Source organism: Arthrobacter sp. P4_F11 (assembly GCF_056401395.1).
The window spans coordinates 204,566-222,980 of sequence record NZ_JBFUJK010000014.1 but is presented as its reverse complement, the minus strand read 5'-3'; the positions used below and the strand labels follow the sequence as shown (position 1 = coordinate 222,980).

The 18,415-nt window shown below is 67.6% G+C and carries 15 protein-coding genes; 9 read left to right on the top strand and 6 right to left on the bottom strand.

Annotated features, from left to right (window positions below; translation table 11 throughout):
- The 3 genes from exaC to AC1DRO_RS16100 all read right to left on the bottom strand — a co-directional run.
- On the bottom strand, positions 1 to 1,490 hold a 1,490-nt coding region (gene exaC / locus AC1DRO_RS16110), incomplete at its 3' end, for an acetaldehyde dehydrogenase ExaC (protein WP_476951592.1).
- Positions 1,491 to 1,623: 133 nt separating this feature from the next.
- Positions 1,624 to 3,003 carry a GAF domain-containing protein gene (locus AC1DRO_RS16105; RefSeq protein ID WP_476951591.1) on the bottom strand — a complete coding sequence of 460 codons (1,380 nt, stop codon included), beginning with the start codon at positions 3,001 to 3,003 and terminating at the stop codon, positions 1,624 to 1,626.
- 105 nt (positions 3,004 to 3,108) lie between these two features.
- Positions 3,109 to 4,554, bottom strand: coding sequence for an FAD-dependent oxidoreductase (locus tag AC1DRO_RS16100; protein ID WP_476951590.1), 1,446 nt, complete (start codon positions 4,552 to 4,554; stop codon positions 3,109 to 3,111).
- Positions 4,555 to 4,675: 121 nt separating this feature from the next.
- On the opposite strand from AC1DRO_RS16100, the gene rarD reads away from it, so the two are divergent.
- From rarD to AC1DRO_RS16080, 4 genes are all read left to right on the top strand, one after another.
- Complete coding sequence (rarD, locus tag AC1DRO_RS16095; RefSeq protein WP_476951601.1) at positions 4,676 to 5,710, top strand: EamA family transporter RarD; 1,035 nt, start codon at positions 4,676 to 4,678, stop codon at positions 5,708 to 5,710.
- Between the two features lie 92 nt (positions 5,711 to 5,802).
- Positions 5,803 to 6,207 carry a DUF7793 family protein gene (locus AC1DRO_RS16090; RefSeq protein WP_243181987.1) on the top strand — a complete coding sequence of 135 codons (405 nt, stop codon included), beginning with the start codon at positions 5,803 to 5,805 and terminating at the stop codon, positions 6,205 to 6,207.
- Complete coding sequence (locus AC1DRO_RS16085) at positions 6,194 to 7,726, top strand: putative bifunctional diguanylate cyclase/phosphodiesterase (RefSeq protein WP_476951589.1); 1,533 nt, start codon at positions 6,194 to 6,196, stop codon at positions 7,724 to 7,726. The genes AC1DRO_RS16090 and AC1DRO_RS16085 overlap by 14 nt, the downstream gene beginning before the upstream one ends.
- Positions 7,727 to 7,791: 65 nt before the next feature.
- Positions 7,792 to 8,613: a class I SAM-dependent methyltransferase gene (locus tag AC1DRO_RS16080; RefSeq protein WP_476951588.1), complete on the top strand. Its 822-nt coding sequence runs from the start codon at positions 7,792 to 7,794 to the stop codon at positions 8,611 to 8,613.
- Here the strand turns inward: AC1DRO_RS16080 and AC1DRO_RS16075 are convergent.
- On the bottom strand, positions 8,580 to 9,452 hold the full coding sequence (locus AC1DRO_RS16075) for a universal stress protein (protein ID WP_476951587.1): 873 nt from the start codon (positions 9,450 to 9,452) through the stop codon (positions 8,580 to 8,582). The two genes, AC1DRO_RS16080 and AC1DRO_RS16075, sit on opposite strands and share 34 nt — an antisense overlap.
- A gap of 191 nt (positions 9,453 to 9,643) precedes the next feature.
- Here AC1DRO_RS16075 and AC1DRO_RS16070 point away from each other — a divergent pair, with 191 nt between their 5' ends.
- Positions 9,644 to 10,426 (top strand): AMIN-like domain-containing (lipo)protein, encoded by a 783-nt coding sequence (locus tag AC1DRO_RS16070; protein ID WP_476951586.1) that lies wholly within the window; start codon positions 9,644 to 9,646, stop codon positions 10,424 to 10,426.
- 162 nt (positions 10,427 to 10,588) lie between these two features.
- Here the strand turns inward: AC1DRO_RS16070 and gabT are convergent, their stop codons facing one another.
- Positions 10,589 to 11,953: a 4-aminobutyrate--2-oxoglutarate transaminase gene (gene gabT, locus AC1DRO_RS16065; RefSeq protein ID WP_476943919.1), complete on the bottom strand. Its 1,365-nt coding sequence runs from the start codon at positions 11,951 to 11,953 to the stop codon at positions 10,589 to 10,591.
- Between the two features lie 123 nt (positions 11,954 to 12,076).
- Positions 12,077 to 13,507, bottom strand: coding sequence for a gamma-aminobutyraldehyde dehydrogenase (locus AC1DRO_RS16060; RefSeq protein WP_028276687.1), 1,431 nt, complete (start codon positions 13,505 to 13,507; stop codon positions 12,077 to 12,079).
- Between the two features lie 145 nt (positions 13,508 to 13,652).
- Here AC1DRO_RS16060 and AC1DRO_RS16055 point away from each other — a divergent pair, with 145 nt between their 5' ends.
- From AC1DRO_RS16055 to ppk2, 4 genes are all read left to right on the top strand, one after another.
- Positions 13,653 to 15,095 (top strand): PucR family transcriptional regulator, encoded by a 1,443-nt coding sequence (locus AC1DRO_RS16055; protein WP_028276686.1) that lies wholly within the window; start codon positions 13,653 to 13,655, stop codon positions 15,093 to 15,095.
- Positions 15,096 to 15,209: 114 nt separating this feature from the next.
- Positions 15,210 to 16,502 carry an MFS transporter gene (locus AC1DRO_RS16050; RefSeq protein ID WP_476951585.1) on the top strand — a complete coding sequence of 431 codons (1,293 nt, stop codon included), beginning with the start codon at positions 15,210 to 15,212 and terminating at the stop codon, positions 16,500 to 16,502.
- On the top strand, positions 16,499 to 17,179 hold the full coding sequence (locus AC1DRO_RS16045; protein WP_476951584.1) for a FadR/GntR family transcriptional regulator: 681 nt from the start codon (positions 16,499 to 16,501) through the stop codon (positions 17,177 to 17,179). Before AC1DRO_RS16050 ends, AC1DRO_RS16045 begins: the two co-directional genes overlap by 4 nt.
- Before the next feature lie 343 nt (positions 17,180 to 17,522).
- Positions 17,523 to 18,392, top strand: coding sequence for a polyphosphate kinase 2 (ppk2, locus tag AC1DRO_RS16040; RefSeq protein WP_476951583.1), 870 nt, complete (start codon positions 17,523 to 17,525; stop codon positions 18,390 to 18,392).
- Positions 18,393 to 18,415 lie beyond the last annotated feature (23 nt).

The following is an 18,415-nucleotide window of genomic DNA, read 5'->3' as shown; positions in this document are numbered from 1 at the left end:
ACCAGGAGGTTCTTGGTCTGCTGGTAGTGGTCCAGCATCATCGAGTGGTTCTCGCGGCCGATGCCGGAGGACTTGTACCCGCCGAACGCGGCACCGGCCGGGTAGGCGTGGTAGTTGTTGACCCACACACGGCCGGCCTGGATCTCACGGCCGGCGCGGTAGGCGACGTTGCCGTTGCGGGACCAGACGCCGGCGCCGAGGCCGTAGAGGGTGTCGTTGGCGATGCCCATGGCATCGTTGTAGTCGCTGAAGCGGGTTACGGACACCACCGGGCCGAAGATTTCCTCCTGGAAGATCCGCATCTTGTTGTGGCCTTCGAAGATGGTCGGCTGGACGTAGTAGCCGCCGGCCAGATCTCCGGGCATTTCGGCCCGGCCGCCGCCTGTGAGCACCTTGGCGCCCTCCTGCTTTCCGATGTCGATGTAGGACAGGATCTTTTCCAGCTGGTCGTTGGAGGCCTGGGCGCCGAGCTGGGTTTCGGTGTCCAGCGGGTTGCCCTGGATGATTTTCTCCACCCGGGCCACGGCGTCGGCCATGAAGGAATCGTAGATGTCTTCCTGGACCAGGGCGCGGGACGGGCAGGTGCAGACTTCACCCTGGTTGAAGGCAAAGAGCGTGAAGCCCTCCTGGGCTTTGTCGTAGAACGCGTCATTGGTGTCCGCGACGTCGTTGAAGAAGATGTTCGGGCTCTTGCCGCCGAGCTCCAGCGTGACCGGGATCAGGTTCTGGCTGGCGTACTGGCTGATCAGCCGTCCGGTGGAGGTTTCCCCGGTGAAGGCGATCTTGCGGATACGGGGGCTGGAGGCCAGCGGCTTGCCGGCCTCGACGCCGAAGCCGTTGACCACATTGAGGACACCGGCCGGCAGCAGGTCGCCGATCAGTTCCATCAGCACCAGGATCGAGGACGGCGTCTGCTCGGCCGGCTTCAGGACGACGGCGTTGCCGGCTGCGAGGGCCGGGGCGAGCTTCCAGACGGCCATCAGGATCGGGAAGTTCCACGGGATGATCTGGCCGACGACGCCGAGCGGCTCATGGTAGTGGTAGGCCGTGGTGTCGTCGTCGAGCTGGGACAGTCGTCCCTCCTGCGCGCGCACGGCGGAGGCGAAGTAGCGGAAGTGGTCCGCAGCGAGCGGAATGTCGGCGTTGAGGGTTTCGCGGATCGGCTTGCCGTTGTCCCAGGATTCGGCGACGGCGAGCATCTCGGTGTTCTCATCGATCCGGTCGGCGATCTTGTTCAGGATCGCGGCACGCTCGGCCACGGAGGTCTTGCCCCAGGACGGTGCGATCTTGTGGGCCGCGTCCAGCGCCAGCTCGATGTCCTCGGCGGTGCCGCGGGCCACCTCGCAGAAGACCTTGCCGGTGACGGGGGTGATGTTCTCGAAGTACTGGCCCTTGACCGGGGCAACCCATTCGCCGCCGATCCAGTTCTCGTAGCGGTCCTTGAAGGTGACCTTCGAGCCCTCGGTACCGGGCTGGGCGTAGACAGTCATTGCTAGCTCCTTTGCTGTGCAAAATTTGTGGCGGCCAGTTTCTGGCGCTCACCGTTGCCTACAGCGTAGAAGCCGGAAGGTTGCAGTCAGGTTGCAAGCAAGTGATCCGGGTCACTTTCCCGGGAAAGGCCGGTCAGGCGCTCAGTTCCCGGTCCAGCCGTTCGAGATCTGCGACGACGGCGGCGCGCTTGGGCGAGCGGGGCGGCAGCAGCTTCAGTGCGGCGGACCGGACCTCGACGTCGTCCCTTGCCTCGGGCAGCTCGGCGTACTTCAGGAGCGATTCCGCGCTGCCGTCCGTCAGCACGGCCTCGCGCAGCAGGGAAGAGACCCGGCTCCGCAGCTCGGCGATGCCGGGCGCCTCGGAGCGGGGCAGCACGGCGCCGCGGTAAATTTCCAGCGCTATCCGGTGGGCACCGCGCTGCAGGCAGTTGAGGACCTGGGCGGAGTCCGGCAACAGGTCCATTGGTAGCCGGTAGGGCCGAGATTCCGGGACCGCGTCCGGGTTGAGCTGATGCAGGACCTTGCGCAGGCGCACCATCTCGGCCCGCAGCGTCATGGTGGAGGCATCCCCGGGGTAGAGCAGGGTGCAGAGCTCCTCCGCGTTCAGCCCTTCAGGGTGGGTGCTGAGCAGGGCCAGGATTTCGCTGTGCCGGGCGGACAGGGCCACGGTGCGGCCGTCGATGCTGAGCAGCGCCTGGTCCCGGCCGAGCAGCTGGAGGCTGTTGCGGTAGAGGCTGTTGGCGCCCGGGTCCCCGGACGTTTTCGGCGCCGGGCTCCGCCGCCGGGACGCCGGGGACTGCCCGGCTGCGGCCAGCTGCAGCCGTTCCACCCGCAGATGCGCCTGGGCGGCGGCCACTGTCGCTTCGACGAGGGACAACGTATGCGCGGCGACGGCCGATTCCGTGCCGGTGATGTCCACGACTCCCAGCAGGGCGCCGGAATCAGGATCGTGGAACGGCACGGCCGTGCAGCTCCACGGGTGGACGGAGCGCTTGTAGTGTTCGGCGCCGGAGATCTGGATGCCGCGGCCGAGGGCCAGCGCCGTACCCGGGGCGCTCGTGCCAACGGTTGCCTCGGACCAGTCGGCTCCCGGGACGAACATCATCCCTTCGGCCCGGCGCCGCATGGCGGCGTCGCCTTCGACCCAGAGCAGCCGGCCCACCTCGTCCCCCACGGCCACCAGCATGCCGCTGTCGTGGCTGGGCAGGACCAGCAGCTTGTGGATCACGGGCATGATGGCGGCCAGGGGGTGCTGCCGCCGGTATGCTTCGAGTTCTTCGCGGTCCATGGCGAGCGGGGCTTCGGGGTTGTCCGGGTTGGCGTGCAGCTGGACGGAACGCTGCCACGATTCCTGAATCAGGGTGCTGATACCGGGCAACTGTAGGCCCTCGGAGAACGCCAGTCCACGGGAGTCCAGCTGCTCGTGGCCCGCACTGGCATATTGCTGGCGCAGCTGTGCGGTGACCCCGCCTGTTGGCGGTAACAGTGCTGCCGGATGGACCAGGTTCTTCATTGAACTCCCACTGGACGGGCTCGATGGCGTGCCGGAGGCAGCCACGTCCGGCCCAGTCTAATGGGCCTGCAGGCCACCCGCCAGAGACGCCGGGAACCGCCCCTGCTACCCGCGGGAAATCTCGATCATGTCCTCGCGCGGCACCACCTTGATGCGCTCCCGTTCGATGCCGTTGGCGGACTCCGCCGCGGACCACTCAGCGCCGAGGGCGAGCTCGTGGGCATCGAGCTTGATCCACCCTTCCCACGTGGTGTACTCGATGCCGCGCTCCTTGAGCAGGTCGATGATGGCCTGCGGGTCCGGGTTCTTCGCCGGCGGCAGCGTCAGCCGGTCCTCCAGCAGGAAGCCGATGGTCTCCAGTGCGTCGCCCTTGGTGTGGCCGATCAGCCCGACGGGGCCGCGCTTGATCCAGCCCGTGGCGTAGATTCCGGGCACGGGGTTGCCCTCGGCGTCGAGCACGCGGCCGCCTTCGTTCGGGACGACGCCGCGGCGGGCATCGTATTCCAGCTCATCCAGCGGCGAACCATGGTAGCCGATCGCGCGGTAGACGGCCTGGACCGGGTAGTCGAGGAACTCACCGGTGCCCTTGACGTTCCCGGTGCCGTCCAGCTGCATGCGTTCGAACTTGATGCCGGCAACGTTGCCGGGGTTCGCGGCGTCGTCTGTTGTTCCATAGATTTCGACGGGGCTGTGCAGGAAGTGCAGGTGCAGCCGGCGCGAGGACGGTTCCTCGGCCTCGGCGTGCTCCTCGACGAGCCAGTTCGTGAGGGTGTTGACCATGGTCCGGATCTGGTTGTTGCTGCGAATGGCTTCGTCCGAGGCCTCGTCGAATTCGAAGTCCTCGGGATACAGGACGATGTCCACGTCCTTGGCGTGGCTGAGTTCGCGCAGCTCCAGCGGCGTGAACTTCACCTGGGCCGGGCCGCGGCGGCCAAACACGTGGACGTCGGTGACCGGCGAATCCTTGAGCGCCCGGTAGACGTTGTCCGGGATTTCGGTGACCAGGAGTTCATCGGCGTGCTTGACCAGCATGCGGGCCACGTCGAGGGCCACGTTGCCGTTGCCGATCACCGCAATCTCTTTGGCCTCCAGCGGCCAGTCCCGCGGCACGTCCGGGTGGCCGTCGTACCAGGAGACGAAGTCGGCCCCGCCGAAGGATCCCTCCAGGCCGATCCCGGGAATATCCAGGTCTGCGTCCTTGATGGCGCCGGTGGAGAAGATGACGGCGTCGTAGAACGCGCGGAAGTCATGCAGCGTCAGGTCCCGGCCATAGGTGACGTTGCCGAGGAACCGGATGTCGCCGCGGTCCAGGACCTTGTGGAGCGCGTTGACAATGCCCTTGATCCGCGGATGGTCGGGAGCCACCCCGTAGCGGATGAGGCCGTAGGGCGCCGGATAGGCCTCGAAGAGGTCGATGCTGACCTGGAAGTCGCCGTCCTTGACCTCATTGGATTTCGTCAGGATGTCCGCGGCGTAGACACCGGCCGGGCCCGCGCCAACAATCGCGACACGGAGGGGACGAGAGGATGTGGATTCGGCCGAGTTGGACACCGGGAGCCCTTCTGAGTCTTAGGGACAGCGCCAGTAGATACAGCGCACAGGCCCCTATTCTAAATGTGACCGGCCCGCTCGCGCTCCGATTGGCAGGAATAGGCGCCGCGCAGGTGGTGTTATTGGTTTTGTGCCTAAGCCCGAAGGATCTTTGTCCCCCGCCCCATTGACAGCGCCGGCCAGCCCGGCCGCTGGAGCAGGGCCGGTGCCGGCCCGGCCGGGCGGACCGGCACCGGTGGACAAGGACACGACGGCGGGAATCCTGTTCGGCATCGGCGCCTACGGGCTCTGGGGGCTGCTGCCCTTGTACTTCTACGTCCTGCATCCGGCCGGCGCGGTTGAAATCGTCGCCAACCGGGTGGTCTGGTCCCTCCTGTTCTGCGTCCTGCTCATCACCGTCACACGGTCCTGGCGGGTGCTGGCTGCTGCTTTCCGGGACCGCACTGTGGTTGGGCCGCTGTCCATCGCCGCTGCCCTGATCGCGGTGAACTGGTTGACGTACACCTACGGCGTGACCACCGGCCAGGCCGTCGAGGCCTCCCTGGGCTACTTCATCAACCCGCTGGTCTCCGTATTGCTGGGGGTCTTCGTCCTGAAGGAGAAGCTGCGGCCGCTGCAGTGGGCCGCGGTCGGCATCGGCTTCGTGGCCGTCGGCGTGCTGACGGTCTCCTACGGCAAGCTCCCCTGGATAGCACTGACACTCGCGCTGAGCTTTGGCCTGTACGGATTCGTCAAGAAGCGCGTGGGCCCGCGGGCGGAGGCGATCACAAGCCTCACCGTGGAGACGATCGTCCTGGCGCCCGTAGCTGCGGCCACCATGATCTTCCTCGCGGTCAGCGGGTCGGCAACTCTGGCCGCAAACGGTGCGGGACATTTCTGGCTGCTGGTGGCGTCAGGCGTCATCACCGCGGTGCCCCTGCTGTTCTTCGGCGCGTCCGCCCGCCGCTTGCCGATGACCACGATCGGCCTGCTGCAGTACTTCGCGCCCGTCCTGCAGTTCATCGTGGCGCTCGTCGTGTTCAAGGAAACCATGACACCGGACCGGTGGGCCGGCTTCGGCGTCGTCTGGCTGGCGCTGCTGGTACTGACCGTGGACATGCTGCACACGGCCCGGAAGAACTCCGTGACCCGGAAACGGGCCCGCGCCGCCACCTAGCTCTACCGCCCCGGCGGGTTGGCGGCCTGCGCACCCCTGCCACTGTGCGTTAGTGTCATCATGAAGGGGACATGTCGGGGCGAAATTGAGGACTGCTGGTGCCACACGAGGATCGTGAAACTCAGGGCGGGCGCGACATCTCGTCCCTGGACTTCGACAGCAACGGCATCTTGCGCCTTCAGTGGGCCCGCGGTGTGGTGATTGATGCCCCCAACGCCCAGCTGGCCATGGATCGTGTCAATGAGTTGTGCGGCGGCCGGCCCACGCCGCTGCTGATCGACATGGCCACCACGGACTCCGTCAGCCGGGCCGCCCGGGCCGTGTTCGCCAAGCACTGCGACGCCTCGGCAATCGCACTCCTCGGCTCCTCCGCCGTGGACCGGGTCCTCGCCAACTTCTTCCTCGGCGTCAATTCCGCGCCGGTTCCGACACGCTTTTTCACCAACGGTGAAGAGGCGGTCCGCTGGCTGACCTCGCAGGGCCATGACGGGGCGTGATGATGACCGCCGCCTCGAGGAACTCGTGGACGGCATCGTGGTTCTGTCCTCGGGCGATCTGTCGAACCGGCTGCCGGTCTCACCGGCCCGGGACGGGATAGACGCAGTCACCACCGGCATCAACCTGCTGGCCGAAGAGCTCCAGAGCATGTACGAGGACCTGGAAGTCCGGGTCGCCGAGCGGACCGCGCTCCTGGAGGCGGCCAAAGCCGAACTCCGGCGCGTCATCAACACCGATGAGCTGACCGGCCTGGCCAGCCGCTCGCTGCTGCAGGAAAAAGTGGCCGAAGCCGTTGCCGGGGCCGGCACGGGACGCCAGCCGGCCCTGATCCTGATGGACCTTGATTCCTTCCGGCTCATCAACGACAGCCTCGGCCACGCCGCCGGGGACGCCGTGCTGCGCGAGACGGCCCTGCGGCTTAGCGCCGCGGCCGGACCGGGCCACTTGATCGCACGCCTCAGCGGGGATGAATTCGCGGTGCTCGTCGCGGACCAGGACACGGAGTCCGTGCTGCGGACCGCGGCCCGGCTCGGCGAATCACTGAAGGACAGAATCGTTGCCGGCGGTGTGGCGGTCGCCCTCACGGCCGGCACCGGTGTCCGGCTCGGCGAACCGGGCCTGCGAAGCGAGGAACTCATCCGCGATGCCGACATCGCCATGCACGAGGCCAAGAAACGCGGCAGGGACACCCTCCTGGTGTTTTCCGCGGCCATGCACGAGGCCGCCAAGCAGCGGGTCCACCAGGTGGCGGAGCTGCGGACGGCACTGGCGACGGACCAGCTCGAGCTGGAGTACCAGCCCATCATGGACCTGCGCACCGGAGCGATCGCCGGCACCGAGGCCCTGATCCGCTGGCGCCATCCCGCCTTGGGCCTGCTGGGGCCGGATACCTTCCTCGACGCCGCCGACGAGGCCGGGCTCACCGTGGAAATCGGCCACTGGGTGCTCCGGAACGCCATCGCACAAACCGGCCGCTGGAAGTCCGATCCGGGGCTTCCCGCGGACTTCAGCACGCACATCAACCTCTCCCCCGCGGACCTGCACCACGTCGATCTGGCACCCTACGTCGAAGGTCTGCTGACCCAGAACGGCGTCGAGCCCCGCCATATCTCGATCGAAATCACCGAAACCGCGATCATGCGCGGCGGCCCCGAGGTGGCCGCCACCATGCAGTCGCTCAATGACCTCGGCGTCCGGATCGAGATCGACGACTTCGGCACCGGCTATTCCTCCATCAGCTACCTGCGCACGCTCCCCGCCGCGCAGGCGAAGATCGATAAGTCCCTGCTCGACGGGCTGACCACGGACCGGCAGCAGGAAGCCTTCGTCGCGGCCATCCTGCAGCTCATCCATTCGGCCGGGCTGGGCGCCGTCGCCGAAGGCATCGAGGACAGGGAGCAAGCCAACAGGCTGCGGCAGCTGAACTGCGAGTTCGGCCAGGGGTATTTCTTCAGCCGCCCGCTCCCGGTGGCGGACATGACGGACCTGCTCGCGCACAGAGACGGCGCGGTCGCGTGAGCGGAACCGTGCCGGCGGGCAGACGCAAAACAGGAAAACGCAAACCAGGAAAACGCGTGCACTGGGTGGCAGATAGTATCCGGCTCGCGGCCAGGGTTGCCGTGCTCTCCCTGCACCGTCCCAGCCGCCCGGACCGGCGCTGGGATGCCTTCTGGCGCGGCGTGTCCCAGGGATCGCTCCGGGAACCGATCATCTGGGACGCCGCCCCGGGCGCCGGGAACGAAGAGATCCGGCACCACCTGCAGGTGATGGCCGGCGCGATGGACACCAGCCTTCCGGTGATCGATCTCGGCTGCGGGAACGGCACCATCACACGGCGGCTCGCCGACATCTTCGCCTCGGTCCTCGGCGTCGACGTCTCACCCCAGGCCGTGGCAGCCGCGCATTCCGCACAGCCGCAGGTCGCGGGCCTCAGTTTCCGGAGCCTGGATGCCACGCAGCCGGCCGCGGCGGCTGCGCTGGCGGGCGAACTCGGCGACGCCAACGTCTTTGTCCGCGGAGTGCTCCATGTCCTCAGCCGGCGGCGGCAGGCACACCTCGCAGGCTCCATCGAAGCGCTCCTGGGCACCCGGGGCAGGATCTACCTCGTCGAAACGAACGTGCCGGGCGGCGCCCTGAGCTACCTGCGGGAACTCGGCGCCACCGGCAAGCGGATCCCGGGACCGCTCCGCCAGGCCATTGCCTCGTTGCCGAAACCGGGCCACTTCGGTGCCGGGCAGCGCTCGCGCGTGTTTCCCCCGGACCGCTGGACCCTCATCGCGGAGGGTCCCACCGTCCTGAAGACGGTGCCGATGGAGGCCGGTGGACCGCCCGGCAGCATTCCCGCGTACTGGGCGGTCCTGGCCCCGGGGACTCAGACCTCCGGGAAGGCATCCACCCGCTGGTAGTCGCGCGGGACCACCACCATCGGAACCGGAAGCGCCCGCAGCACCTTGAAAGCCGTGCTGCCAATGAACAGTTTGTGCTTCTCCGCCAGGCGGGAGGACCCGACGATCATGACCTCGCCGTCGTCCCATTCCAGGTCATCGATCGCTTCCTCGATCGTGCGGCCGTGGGCGACCTCCACGCTGACGTGGTGGCCCTCCGGCAGACGGTGCGCGGCGGCAGCGAGGACGGTGTTGGCGTGGATGTGGGCGGCGTTGACGTTCTCCCCGCCGTCCCCCTCGATGTCCAGTTCCACGAGGGAAACCAGCCGAAGCGGCACGCCACGGCGCTCGGCGGATTCGATCGCGACGTCGATCGCCGCCTCCGCTCCGACGCGCTGGCCCACCGCGAGGGTCAGACGCGTGATGGCTTCGGTCTGGCGGTAGCCGCGCGGCGCCAGTGCCACCGGAACCGGGGCAGCGTGCAGCAGGGCGTTGGCCACGTTGCCCACGGTATGGCGCTTGAACAGGCCGCTGCTGGCGGCACCCACCACGATCAAGCCGGCCCTGAACTCGAGTGCGGCCTCGATGAGGCCGGCCGCGAACGATTCTGCCTGGCGGACATGGAAGTGCGCCTCCAGCCCCTCGGGGACCAGTTCCATTCCCTGGCGTTCCGCTGAGCGGATCTGCTGCTCCGCGGCGCTGACCTGGTTTCCTTCCGGATTCATCGCCACATAGGGCGTGTGCCGATCCACCACATAGACCAGGTCGAGATGCGCTCCCTGCGCGCGGGCCATGGCTGAGGCCAAGGCAACGGCGTCCGCACCACGTTCGGTGGGTGTATAGCCGACTACGTATCGCATGTATGAACCCCTTTGGGTCTGGGGCAGATGCCAGCTGCGCCCCGGGGGTTCCGGGCGACGTCGGCCGGTCTGCGTTCCTGCAGTGGATAGGAACGACTCTAGTCCAGCGGAACCTCAAAAAGGTGGTGACTTATTACCCTGACCAGCACAATCTTCCGGACCTACGCTGGAATGGTCGAGGGGAGCGCACCATGGACGCCATTCGCAACGGACGGACCCCGACGCGGACCGCAGGACTGGGAACCCTGACGCTCCTGCTGGTCCTGACAGCCTGCACGCCGCCGGCCCCGCAGCCCTCCGCCGGCAGCCAGCCGCCGTCGCAGTCCCCGACCGCCCCCGCCGGCCCGACCGCCAGCCCGTCGCCGTCGGCAACCGGGGATGCCGACGAAACGGCGCCGCCGCAACCAGGCGACAAGGTGATCTCCTCCACGGTCACCCATGACTGGTCCGTGCCGGGGCCGACCACCCCGTTCCACACGGACCACAAGAACCCTGTGCCGATCGCGCCCCCGCCGGCGGCACCGCTGCCGACGCTGTCCGCCATCGGCGCCGGCCAGCACCCCTCCGACGCGCCGCCGTACGACCAGTTGAGCTTCCGCTTCACCGGTGGCTTCCCCAGCTACGACGTCGAAACGGTCCCCGAACTCGTCGACGACGGCAGCGGCCTGCCCATCCCGATGCCCGGCACGGGAACCCTCCTCGAGGTGACCTTCCGCGGGGCCCAGTCGCACACCGCGGACGGCACGGCCAGCACCGTGACCAGTGCGCCGCCGCCGGCAATCGGATACCAGGCGCTCACCAGCTACGCGCCGGCCGGGGACTTCGAGGGCGTGCTGAGCTACGGGATCGGCGTCGGCCGTCCGATGGGCACGATTCCGGAGACGAAGGTGCGGGTCACTGAGGTGGAGAAGATCGAGCAGGGCCAGCACCTGTACGTGGTGGCGATCCAGCTGGACGCGACGGCCTGGAAGTAGGACCGGACGCAGGGCCGGATGCAGGGCCGGAAAAACCAGGCCGGAAACAGCGGAGGAGCCACGGACAAGGTGTCCGCGGCTCCTCCGCTGTGTCGCCAGTTTTCGGGTAGCGCCGGCTCGCCGGGAAAGGATCGCCTTCCCGGCAGCTCATTGGGCCTTGGGCTAGGCGTTGGCCTTAATGGCCGCGGCCAGGACTCCGAGGCCGTCCAGCAGCAGCTCGTCGCTGATGACCAGCGGCGGCAGCAGCCGGATGACGTTGCCGTAGGTGCCGCAGGTGAGGATGATGACACCCTCCTTGAGGCAGGCTGCGGCGACGGCCTTGGTCAGCTCCGGGTTCGGCTCCTTGGAACCGGCCTGGACGAGTTCAATGGCCAGCATGGCGCCGCGCCCGCGGACGTCACCGATCACTGAACTGTCAGCAAGCTCGGCGGCGAGTTCGCGCAGCTTGCCGAGGGCGATCTCCTCGATGTGCTTGGCACGGCCGTTGAGGTCGTACTGCTCCATCGAGCCGATCGAGGCCAGCGCTGCTGCGCACGCCACCGGGTTGCCGCCGTAGGTGCCGCCGAGGCCGCCCGGGTGGACGGCGTCGAGGAGATCGGCGCGGCCCGTGATGGCGGAGAGCGGCATGCCGCCGGCGATGCCCTTGGCCATGGTGATGATGTCCGGGACAACACCTTCGTGGTTCACGGCGAACCATTCACCGGTGCGGCAGAAGCCGGACTGGACCTCATCGGCGATGAACACGATGCCCTTGGCCTTGGCCCAGTCCGCCAGCGCGGGCAGGAACCCGTCGGCGGGGACAATGAAGCCGCCTTCGCCCTGGATGGGTTCGATGATGATCGCGGCAACCTGCTCGCCGCCGATCTGCTTCTCGATCATGGTGATGGCGCGCTTGGCGGCCTCGGCACCGGTGATCTCCGGGTTTTCCTCGCGGAACGGGTAGCTCATCGGCATGCGGTAGACCTCGGGCGCGAACGGGCCGAAGTTGGTCTTGTACGGCATGGCCTTGGCGGTCAGCGCCATGGTCAGGTTGGTGCGGCCGTGGTAGGCGTGGTCGAATGCGACGACGGCGTCCCGGCCGGTGGCCAGGCGGGCCACCTTGACAGCGTTTTCGACCGCCTCGGCGCCGGAGTTGAACAGCACCGTGCGCTTTTCGTGGTCGCCCGGGGTGAGGCGGTTCAGCTGCTCGGCAACGGCGACATAGCCCTCGTACGGCGTGACCATGAAGCAGGTGTGGGTGAAGTGCTCCACGGCTTCCTTCACGGCGCCGACGACGGCGGGGTCCGAGGCGCCGACGCTCGTCACGGCGATGCCGGAGCCGAGGTCAATGAAGGAGTTGCCGTCGACGTCGTGGATGATGCCGCCGTCGGCGTCGGCCACGAAGACCGGGACGCTGGACGCGACGCCGGCCGCGACGACCGCCTTGCGGCGTTCGGTCAAGGCAACGGACTTGGGGCCCGGGAAGTCGGCCTGGACGCGGCGCTTCTGCTCGAGCCGGTAGGTGATGTCATGTGCGGTGGTGGTCATGGGAAGGCCTTCCTAAGCGTGCGGTTGAGGCGCGCGAGTTATGCGTCAGGTTGAGTTATGCGGATCCGCGTTTATGCGCCGGCGTTATGCGCCTGCGTTATGCGTCTGCGTTATGCGCCTGCGTTATGCGTCCAACGCAGACATGACGTGCTTGATGCGGGTGTAGTCCTCCACGCCGTACATGGACAGGTCCTTGCCGTAGCCGGACTGCTTGAAGCCACCGTGCGGCATTTCGGCGGTGAGGAGAATGTGGGTGTTGATCCAGACGGCGCCGAAGTCGAGGTCGCGGCTCAGGCGCATGGCGGTTCCGTGGTTCGTCGTCCAGACGCTCGAGGCCAGGGCGTACTCCACGTCGTTGGCCAGTTCCACGGCCTCGTCCTCGGTGCTGAACTTCTGCACCGTGATGACCGGGCCGAACGTTTCCTTCTGGACGATGTCATCGGTCTGCTTGGCGCCGGTGACGATGGTGGGCTCGAAGAAGAAGCCCTTCTCGCCCGCACGGTGGCCGCCGGTCTCGATCTTGCAGTTCGCCGGCAGGTGCTCGACGACGGAGGTGACCGCATTGAAGTGGTTGACGTTGTTCAGCGGGCCGAAGTAGTTGTCTTCGTCGTTCTGCGAGCCGGTGTGCAGGGTCTTGGTGTGCTCCACCATGGCGGCAACGACGTCGTCGTGCACCGAATCCTGGACGAGGACGCGCGTAATGGCCGTGCAGTCCTGGCCGGCGTTGAAGAAGGCGAACTCGGCGATCGCCGCGGCGCTCTTCTTGATGTCGGCGTCGGCGAACACAATGGCCGGGGCCTTCCCGCCGAGTTCCAGGTGTGCGCGCTTGAGTCCCTTGGCGGCACCCGAGGCGACAGCGATGCCGGCGCGGACGGACCCGGTGATGGAGACCAGGCCGGGGACCTTGTGCTCGACCATCATGGCGCCGGTTTCGCCGGTGCCCAGGACAACGTTCAGGACGCCGGCCGGGAAGATCTCACCGGCGAGCCGGGCCAGCACCAGGGTGGATTCGGGGGTGGTGTCCGAGGGCTTGAGGACCACGGTGTTGCCGGCGGCCAGGGCGGGCCCGATCTTCCAGATGGCCATGAGGAACGGGTAGTTCCAGGGGGCCACCTGCGCAACGACGCCGATCGGCTCGCGCCGCACGTAGGAGGTGTGGCCTTCGAAGTACTCGCCGGCGGACTTGCCTTCCATGATGCGGGCGGCGCCTGCGAAGAAGCGCAGCTGGTCGGCGCCAGCGGCCACTTCCTCGGAGGCGATCAGGGAGCGGACCTGGCCGGTGTTGCGGTGCTGGGCCTCCACGAGCTCGTCGCTGTTGGCCTCGACGGCATCCGCGAGCTTGAGCAGCATGAGCTGCCGCTGCCCGGGCGTGGTGTGCTTCCAGGTCTTGAACGCGTTCTTGGCTGCCGTCATGGCGGCGTCGACGTCGGCCTGCACCGAGATCGGCGCCTGCGCCACCACGTCGCCGTTGGCGGGGTTCACGATGGGCAGCAATCCTGTGCCGGCGGGGGTGACGAACTCGCCGTTGATGAAGTTCTGCAAGGTTTGAACCACGGTGTACAACCTCTTTCTACTGCCAATGACGGATGTGTGACTGGTCACGAGCCTATGCCAGCAGGCTAAGGCAGGGAATAGGCACCTGCACACCATCCCCGCAGAACTTTAGTGCGCTTGACCAGCATCCGGCTATCCTGAATCCATGGCCATTTCACTCGCAGCCCTACTGGGAGTTCCGTCCCTGCATCTCACCAAGGCCGGACTCGCCGAAACCACCTGGCACCAGGACATACTTTGGGTGGCCGTCACCGAACAGGAGGATCCGCAGCGGTTCCTCAATGGCGGCGAACTGATCCTGACGACCGGGATGCGGCTCAAGAGTGCCGCGGAGCAGCGCCGGTTCGTGCGTCAGGTCCAGCGGGCAGGCGCGGTGGGCATCGGGTTCGGGGTCGGCCTGACGCACGACGCCGTTCCGCCGGCCCTGATCGCCGAAGCAAACCGGTGGGGGCTGCCGGTGGTGGAAGTGCCCTACGAGACACCGTTCATCGCGATCGGAAAGCTCGTGGCCGACGCCCAGTCCGCGGACCACCTGGTCAAGCTTGAGCGGCTCATCGCCGGGCACCAGATCCTGGCCCGCGCCCTCCTGACGGGCGGCGGCCTGGCCGAGCTCCTGAAACACCTGGGGTCGATGCTGCGCACCGAGATCGTCCTGACCCAGTTCACCGCCCAGCTGTACAACAGCGTTGCGGGCCACCCGGCGCCCAAGGCCGAGGGCTGGGCGTCCTATCCCATCCCCACAGGACGCCGCGACGCCTGCACCCTGTGGGTGAAGCAGCCGTTCGAGGACACGGGCATCGTAGGCTACGCCCAAAACCTGATCAGCGTGGAGCTCAACAACATGGTCAAGCAACGGCAGGCGCAGCGGGCGCTGGCGGGCCAGGTCCTCGACGACGTTATCCACGGGACGCTGGAGGCGTCCGAAGCCACCCGGCGCCTGGCCGGCGTCGGCATTAACAGCACCCGCAAGAACGTGGTCCTGCTCGCCGAATCGGCCGCCCACCAGAAACAGCTGGGAAGCTCGTCGCTGCCCCAGCCGCTGGCTGCGGCGGTCGGCTCCGTCGTCGGGAAGGACCTCGTGGTGGTGGTGGCCGACGACGGCAGCGGCGCGAGCGCCCTTGCCCGCAGCCTCAGCGACCACCTCGCCGAGGCCGGGATCCATGCCACGATCGGCATAGGCGGGGCGTACACCAAGCCCAACGGCCTGCGCTGGAGCTATTTCGAGGCCCGCGACGCGGCCAGCCACGGGCTGCCGGTCAACGAGCCCGAGCGGCTGAGCCTGACCTCGCTGCTGCTGGCCAGCGAGGACGTTCCGCTGGCGGACATGGCCAGCGAATCACTGAACCCGCTGCGGGCCTTCGACGCGGCGCACGGCGCCGAACTCATGGCCACGCTGGAAAGCTACCTCGGCAACAACGGTTCGGTGGCGGCCGTCGCCGAGGAACTGACGCTGCACCGCAATACTGTCCGCTACCGGCTGGCGCAGATCACCGAACTCACCGGATACGACCCCGCGCAGACAGCGGACCGGGTGCAGCTCTGGCTCGCGCTGGCAGTGCAGCGGCTCAGCGCCCGGCACCCGCGCTGACCCGCAGCCGACCACCGCCGCACACCAGCCGCAACTCAAGCAACGCGGGGTCACTTGCAGAGATATTCGCCACTAAAGGCTGAGTCACAAACATCAAACGTCTAACCTTTAGCTATGGCTAGCAGCACGGCGGTTTCCGCACTTTCCCAGACAGCTCCACCCGGCGCGGTCCGCCCGCGGGGCGTGATCGTGGCCGGCGTCGTGGCGCTCGTGCTCATCGGGCTCAACCTGCGCGCCGGCATCACCGGCGCCGCCGCGCTTTTCCACGACCTGCAGGCTGTCCTGGGCTACGGCCCGCTGATCGCAGCGCTGCTCCCCTCGATCCCCACGCTGTGCTTCGCGGTGGCCGGCGCTGCCACGTCCTGGCTCACCCGGCAGCTGGGGCTGGAAAAAGCCATCCTGCTCTCCCTCGTGATGCTGGCCGCCGGGCTGCTGCTCCGCGGCGTCCCGTCCACCGGGATGCTGCTGGCCGGCACCGTGGCGGGGATGTCCGGGCTGGCCATCTGCAACGTGGCCATGCCCTCTTTCATCCGCGTGCACTTCGCGGACCGCACGTCCCTCATGACCGCCGTCTACACGCTGACCATGACCACAGGCGCCACCGCCACCGCCGTGCTGATCGTTCCGGTGGCCCAGGCCCTGGGCTCGCCGTCGGCGGGCGTCGGCGCGATCGGATTCCTGGCCTTGGGGGCGTGCCTCGGCTTCATCCCGATCGCGGTATACGCCCACCGCAACGCGCCCGCGACCAAGGCTGCCCGGGTCTCGCCATGGCCCCTGCTACGGACCCGCACGGGCGCCCTGATCACCCTCGGCTTCACGGTGCAGGCGCTCCTGGCCTATGCCGTGCTCAGCTGGTTCCCCTACATGCTGGCCACCATGGGCCTCACCGCCTCCGACAGCGGGCTCATGTTCGGACTCATGCAGCTCGTCTCCGTCCCCGCCGGCATGGTGCTGGTGGCCATCGGTTCACGCCCCCGGATGCTGCGGACGGCGTTCTACCTTGCCACCGTGACCATGGCCCTGGGCATCCTGGCCATGCTGGTCCTCCCCCCTGCCTGGTCTCCCCTGACCGCTGTGCTGGTGGGCTTCGGCCTCGGCATCTTCCCGCTGGTCATGGTGATGATCAGCCGCAGCGGCCGCAGCACGGCCGAGACCACCGCGCTGTCCACCGTGGCCCAGTCCGCCGGGTATCTGCTGGCGACGCTCGGCCCGTTCGGCATGGGCCTGTTGCACAGCGCCACCAATTCCTGGTCGCTGCCGTTGGCCCTGCTGCTGGCCGTGGCCCTCGGCCAGATCGCGGTTGGCCACCTGCTCTCGGCCGGACCGAAGGAACTGCGGGCCAAGGAACTGGCAGCCAAAAAGCTGCGGGCCACCGCCCCGCACTCCTCAGAAGGAACCCGGCGATGACACTCACTGCCTCGCACCGGCCACCGTTGGCGGAGGAAATCACTGCCAAGCTGCGGGCCCTGATCCACTCGGGCGAGTGGCCGCTGCAGCAGCGCATTCCGGCCGAACCTGAGCTGATGGCCGCCTTTGGGGTCTCCCGTGGCACCCTGCGCGAGGCCATCAAAGCGCTGGCCCACAGCGGAATGCTCGAGGTCCGCCGCGGGGACGGCACGTATGTCCGCGCCACGAGCGAGATCGCAGGCGCCACGCAGCGGATGTATGAGGACCACTCCCAGGAGCACATCCTCGAGGTCCGGGTCGGGCTGGACACCCAGGCGGCCCGGCTCGCTGCACGGCATGCGACGGCCGAGGACCTCACCGCCCTGCGCGGTTTGCTCACCGCCCGCCGTGCCGCCTGGCTCGCCGAGGACTACGCCGCGTGGGCCCGGGCAGACTGGGACTTCCATGCGCGCGTGGCGGAGGCGTCCGCCAACCCGCTGCTGCATGAGCTGTATGTCAGTTTCGGCAGCGTATTCCACAACGACCTGCTCCGCCAGCAGCGTCGGGGAGGCTTCAACGGCCTGCCGCACGAGGGCCACGACGAACTCGTGGCCGCGATTGCCGCCCGCGACGAGGCGGCCGCCGTCGAAAGCGTCACCCGGAACCTGAATTCCTGCGCGGAATGGCTCCAGGAGTAACCCAAGGCTTTCCCAAGGTGCGCGGAAGATGCTCTGTCTCAGTGGCGGCCGCCACCCGCGCACCGGCCTCGCGGCCAGGCGGGTTTCCGTCATCATCGGCGTCAGCGCCGAGTCCGGACGGCCGGCCCCTGCGCCCAGCAGCAGGGGCCGGCTCGGCCGAGAGACACCCGGTTCCGCCGGCGCCCATTAGGGTCTTAGTGCCGTAGACCGGACTCCAGCCGCGGTCAACACTAAGAATGGCAGGACGCCGCACGAGGGTGCCCGCGACAAGTGCAGCTGCGCCCCAGTCCCGGGCCGAGGTGCCGGTCTCGTTGGATGACAGTCTCGCCGGTGTCGCAGTGTTGTGGTTTACCTCAGCAAGTACGTCGCGAGGAGGTCGATGGTGGGCAAGAAGAAGAAAAAGTCCAAGGGCTCCGACGCAGAGGACGAGCGCGCCGGGAAGAAGATGCCGCGCAAGAAGTACGAAGCGGAGATGGAGGTCCTGCAGGGTGAACTGGTCGCCATGCAGGAGTGGGTGAAGTCCACCGGAGCCAAAATCTGCATCGTCTTCGAAGGCCGCGACACGGCCGGCAAGGGCGGCACGATCAAGCGCATCGTCGAGCGGGTGAGCCCCCGGGTGTTCCGCGTGGTCGCGCTCCCCACACCGACCGAGCGGGAGAAGTCGCAGATGTACCTCCAGCGCTACATGTCGCACTTCCCGGCGGCGGGCGAGGTGGTCATCTTCGATCGCAGCTGGTACAACCGTGCGGGCGTCGAACGGGTGATGAATTTCTGCACCCCGGAACAGACCCAGAGGTTCCTCGACATGACTCCGATGGTGGAGAAGGCGATGGTCGACTCCGGGATCATCCTGCTCAAGTACTGGCTCGAGGTCAGCGCGGACGAGCAGACCAGGCGGCTCGAGAGCCGCATGGATGATCCCCGCAAGACCTGGAAACTCTCTCCGATGGACCTGAAGTCCTACAAACGGTGGTACGACTACTCCCGGGCCCGGGACGCCATGTTCGAGGCGACCGACACCGCCTGGGCACCGTGGTACATCGCGCACAATGACATCAAGAAGCGCGGCCGGCTCAACGTCATCAGCCATATTCTCAGCCAGGTGCCCTACGAGCCGTACCCGGGGCTCGACGTCGAGCTCCCCAAGCGCCAGAAGGCCGGCGATTACACCGAGCCGGCACTGTCCGTGCGGCACATCCCCACCCCGTTCTAAGCAGCGCCCCGGCGATGAGGAGG

Excerpts from the sequence above, each read along its gene's own strand:
- AC1DRO_RS16105 (WP_476951591.1), bottom strand. The coding sequence starts at position 3,003 with ATGAAGAACCTGGTCCATCCGGCAGCACTGTTACCGCCAACAGGCGGG.
- AC1DRO_RS16085 (WP_476951589.1), top strand. The coding sequence starts at position 6,194 with ATGACGGGGCGTGATGATGACCGCCGCCTCGAGGAACTCGTGGACGGC.
- AC1DRO_RS16075 (WP_476951587.1), bottom strand. The coding sequence starts at position 9,452 with ATGCGATACGTAGTCGGCTATACACCCACCGAACGTGGTGCGGACGCC.
- AC1DRO_RS16070 (WP_476951586.1), top strand. The coding sequence starts at position 9,644 with ATGGACGCCATTCGCAACGGACGGACCCCGACGCGGACCGCAGGACTG.
- gabT (WP_476943919.1), bottom strand. The coding sequence starts at position 11,953 with ATGACCACCACCGCACATGACATCACCTACCGGCTCGAGCAGAAGCGC.
- AC1DRO_RS16055 (WP_028276686.1), top strand. The coding sequence starts at position 13,653 with ATGGCCATTTCACTCGCAGCCCTACTGGGAGTTCCGTCCCTGCATCTC.
- AC1DRO_RS16050 (WP_476951585.1), top strand. The coding sequence starts at position 15,210 with ATGGCTAGCAGCACGGCGGTTTCCGCACTTTCCCAGACAGCTCCACCC.
- AC1DRO_RS16045 (WP_476951584.1), top strand. The coding sequence starts at position 16,499 with ATGACACTCACTGCCTCGCACCGGCCACCGTTGGCGGAGGAAATCACT.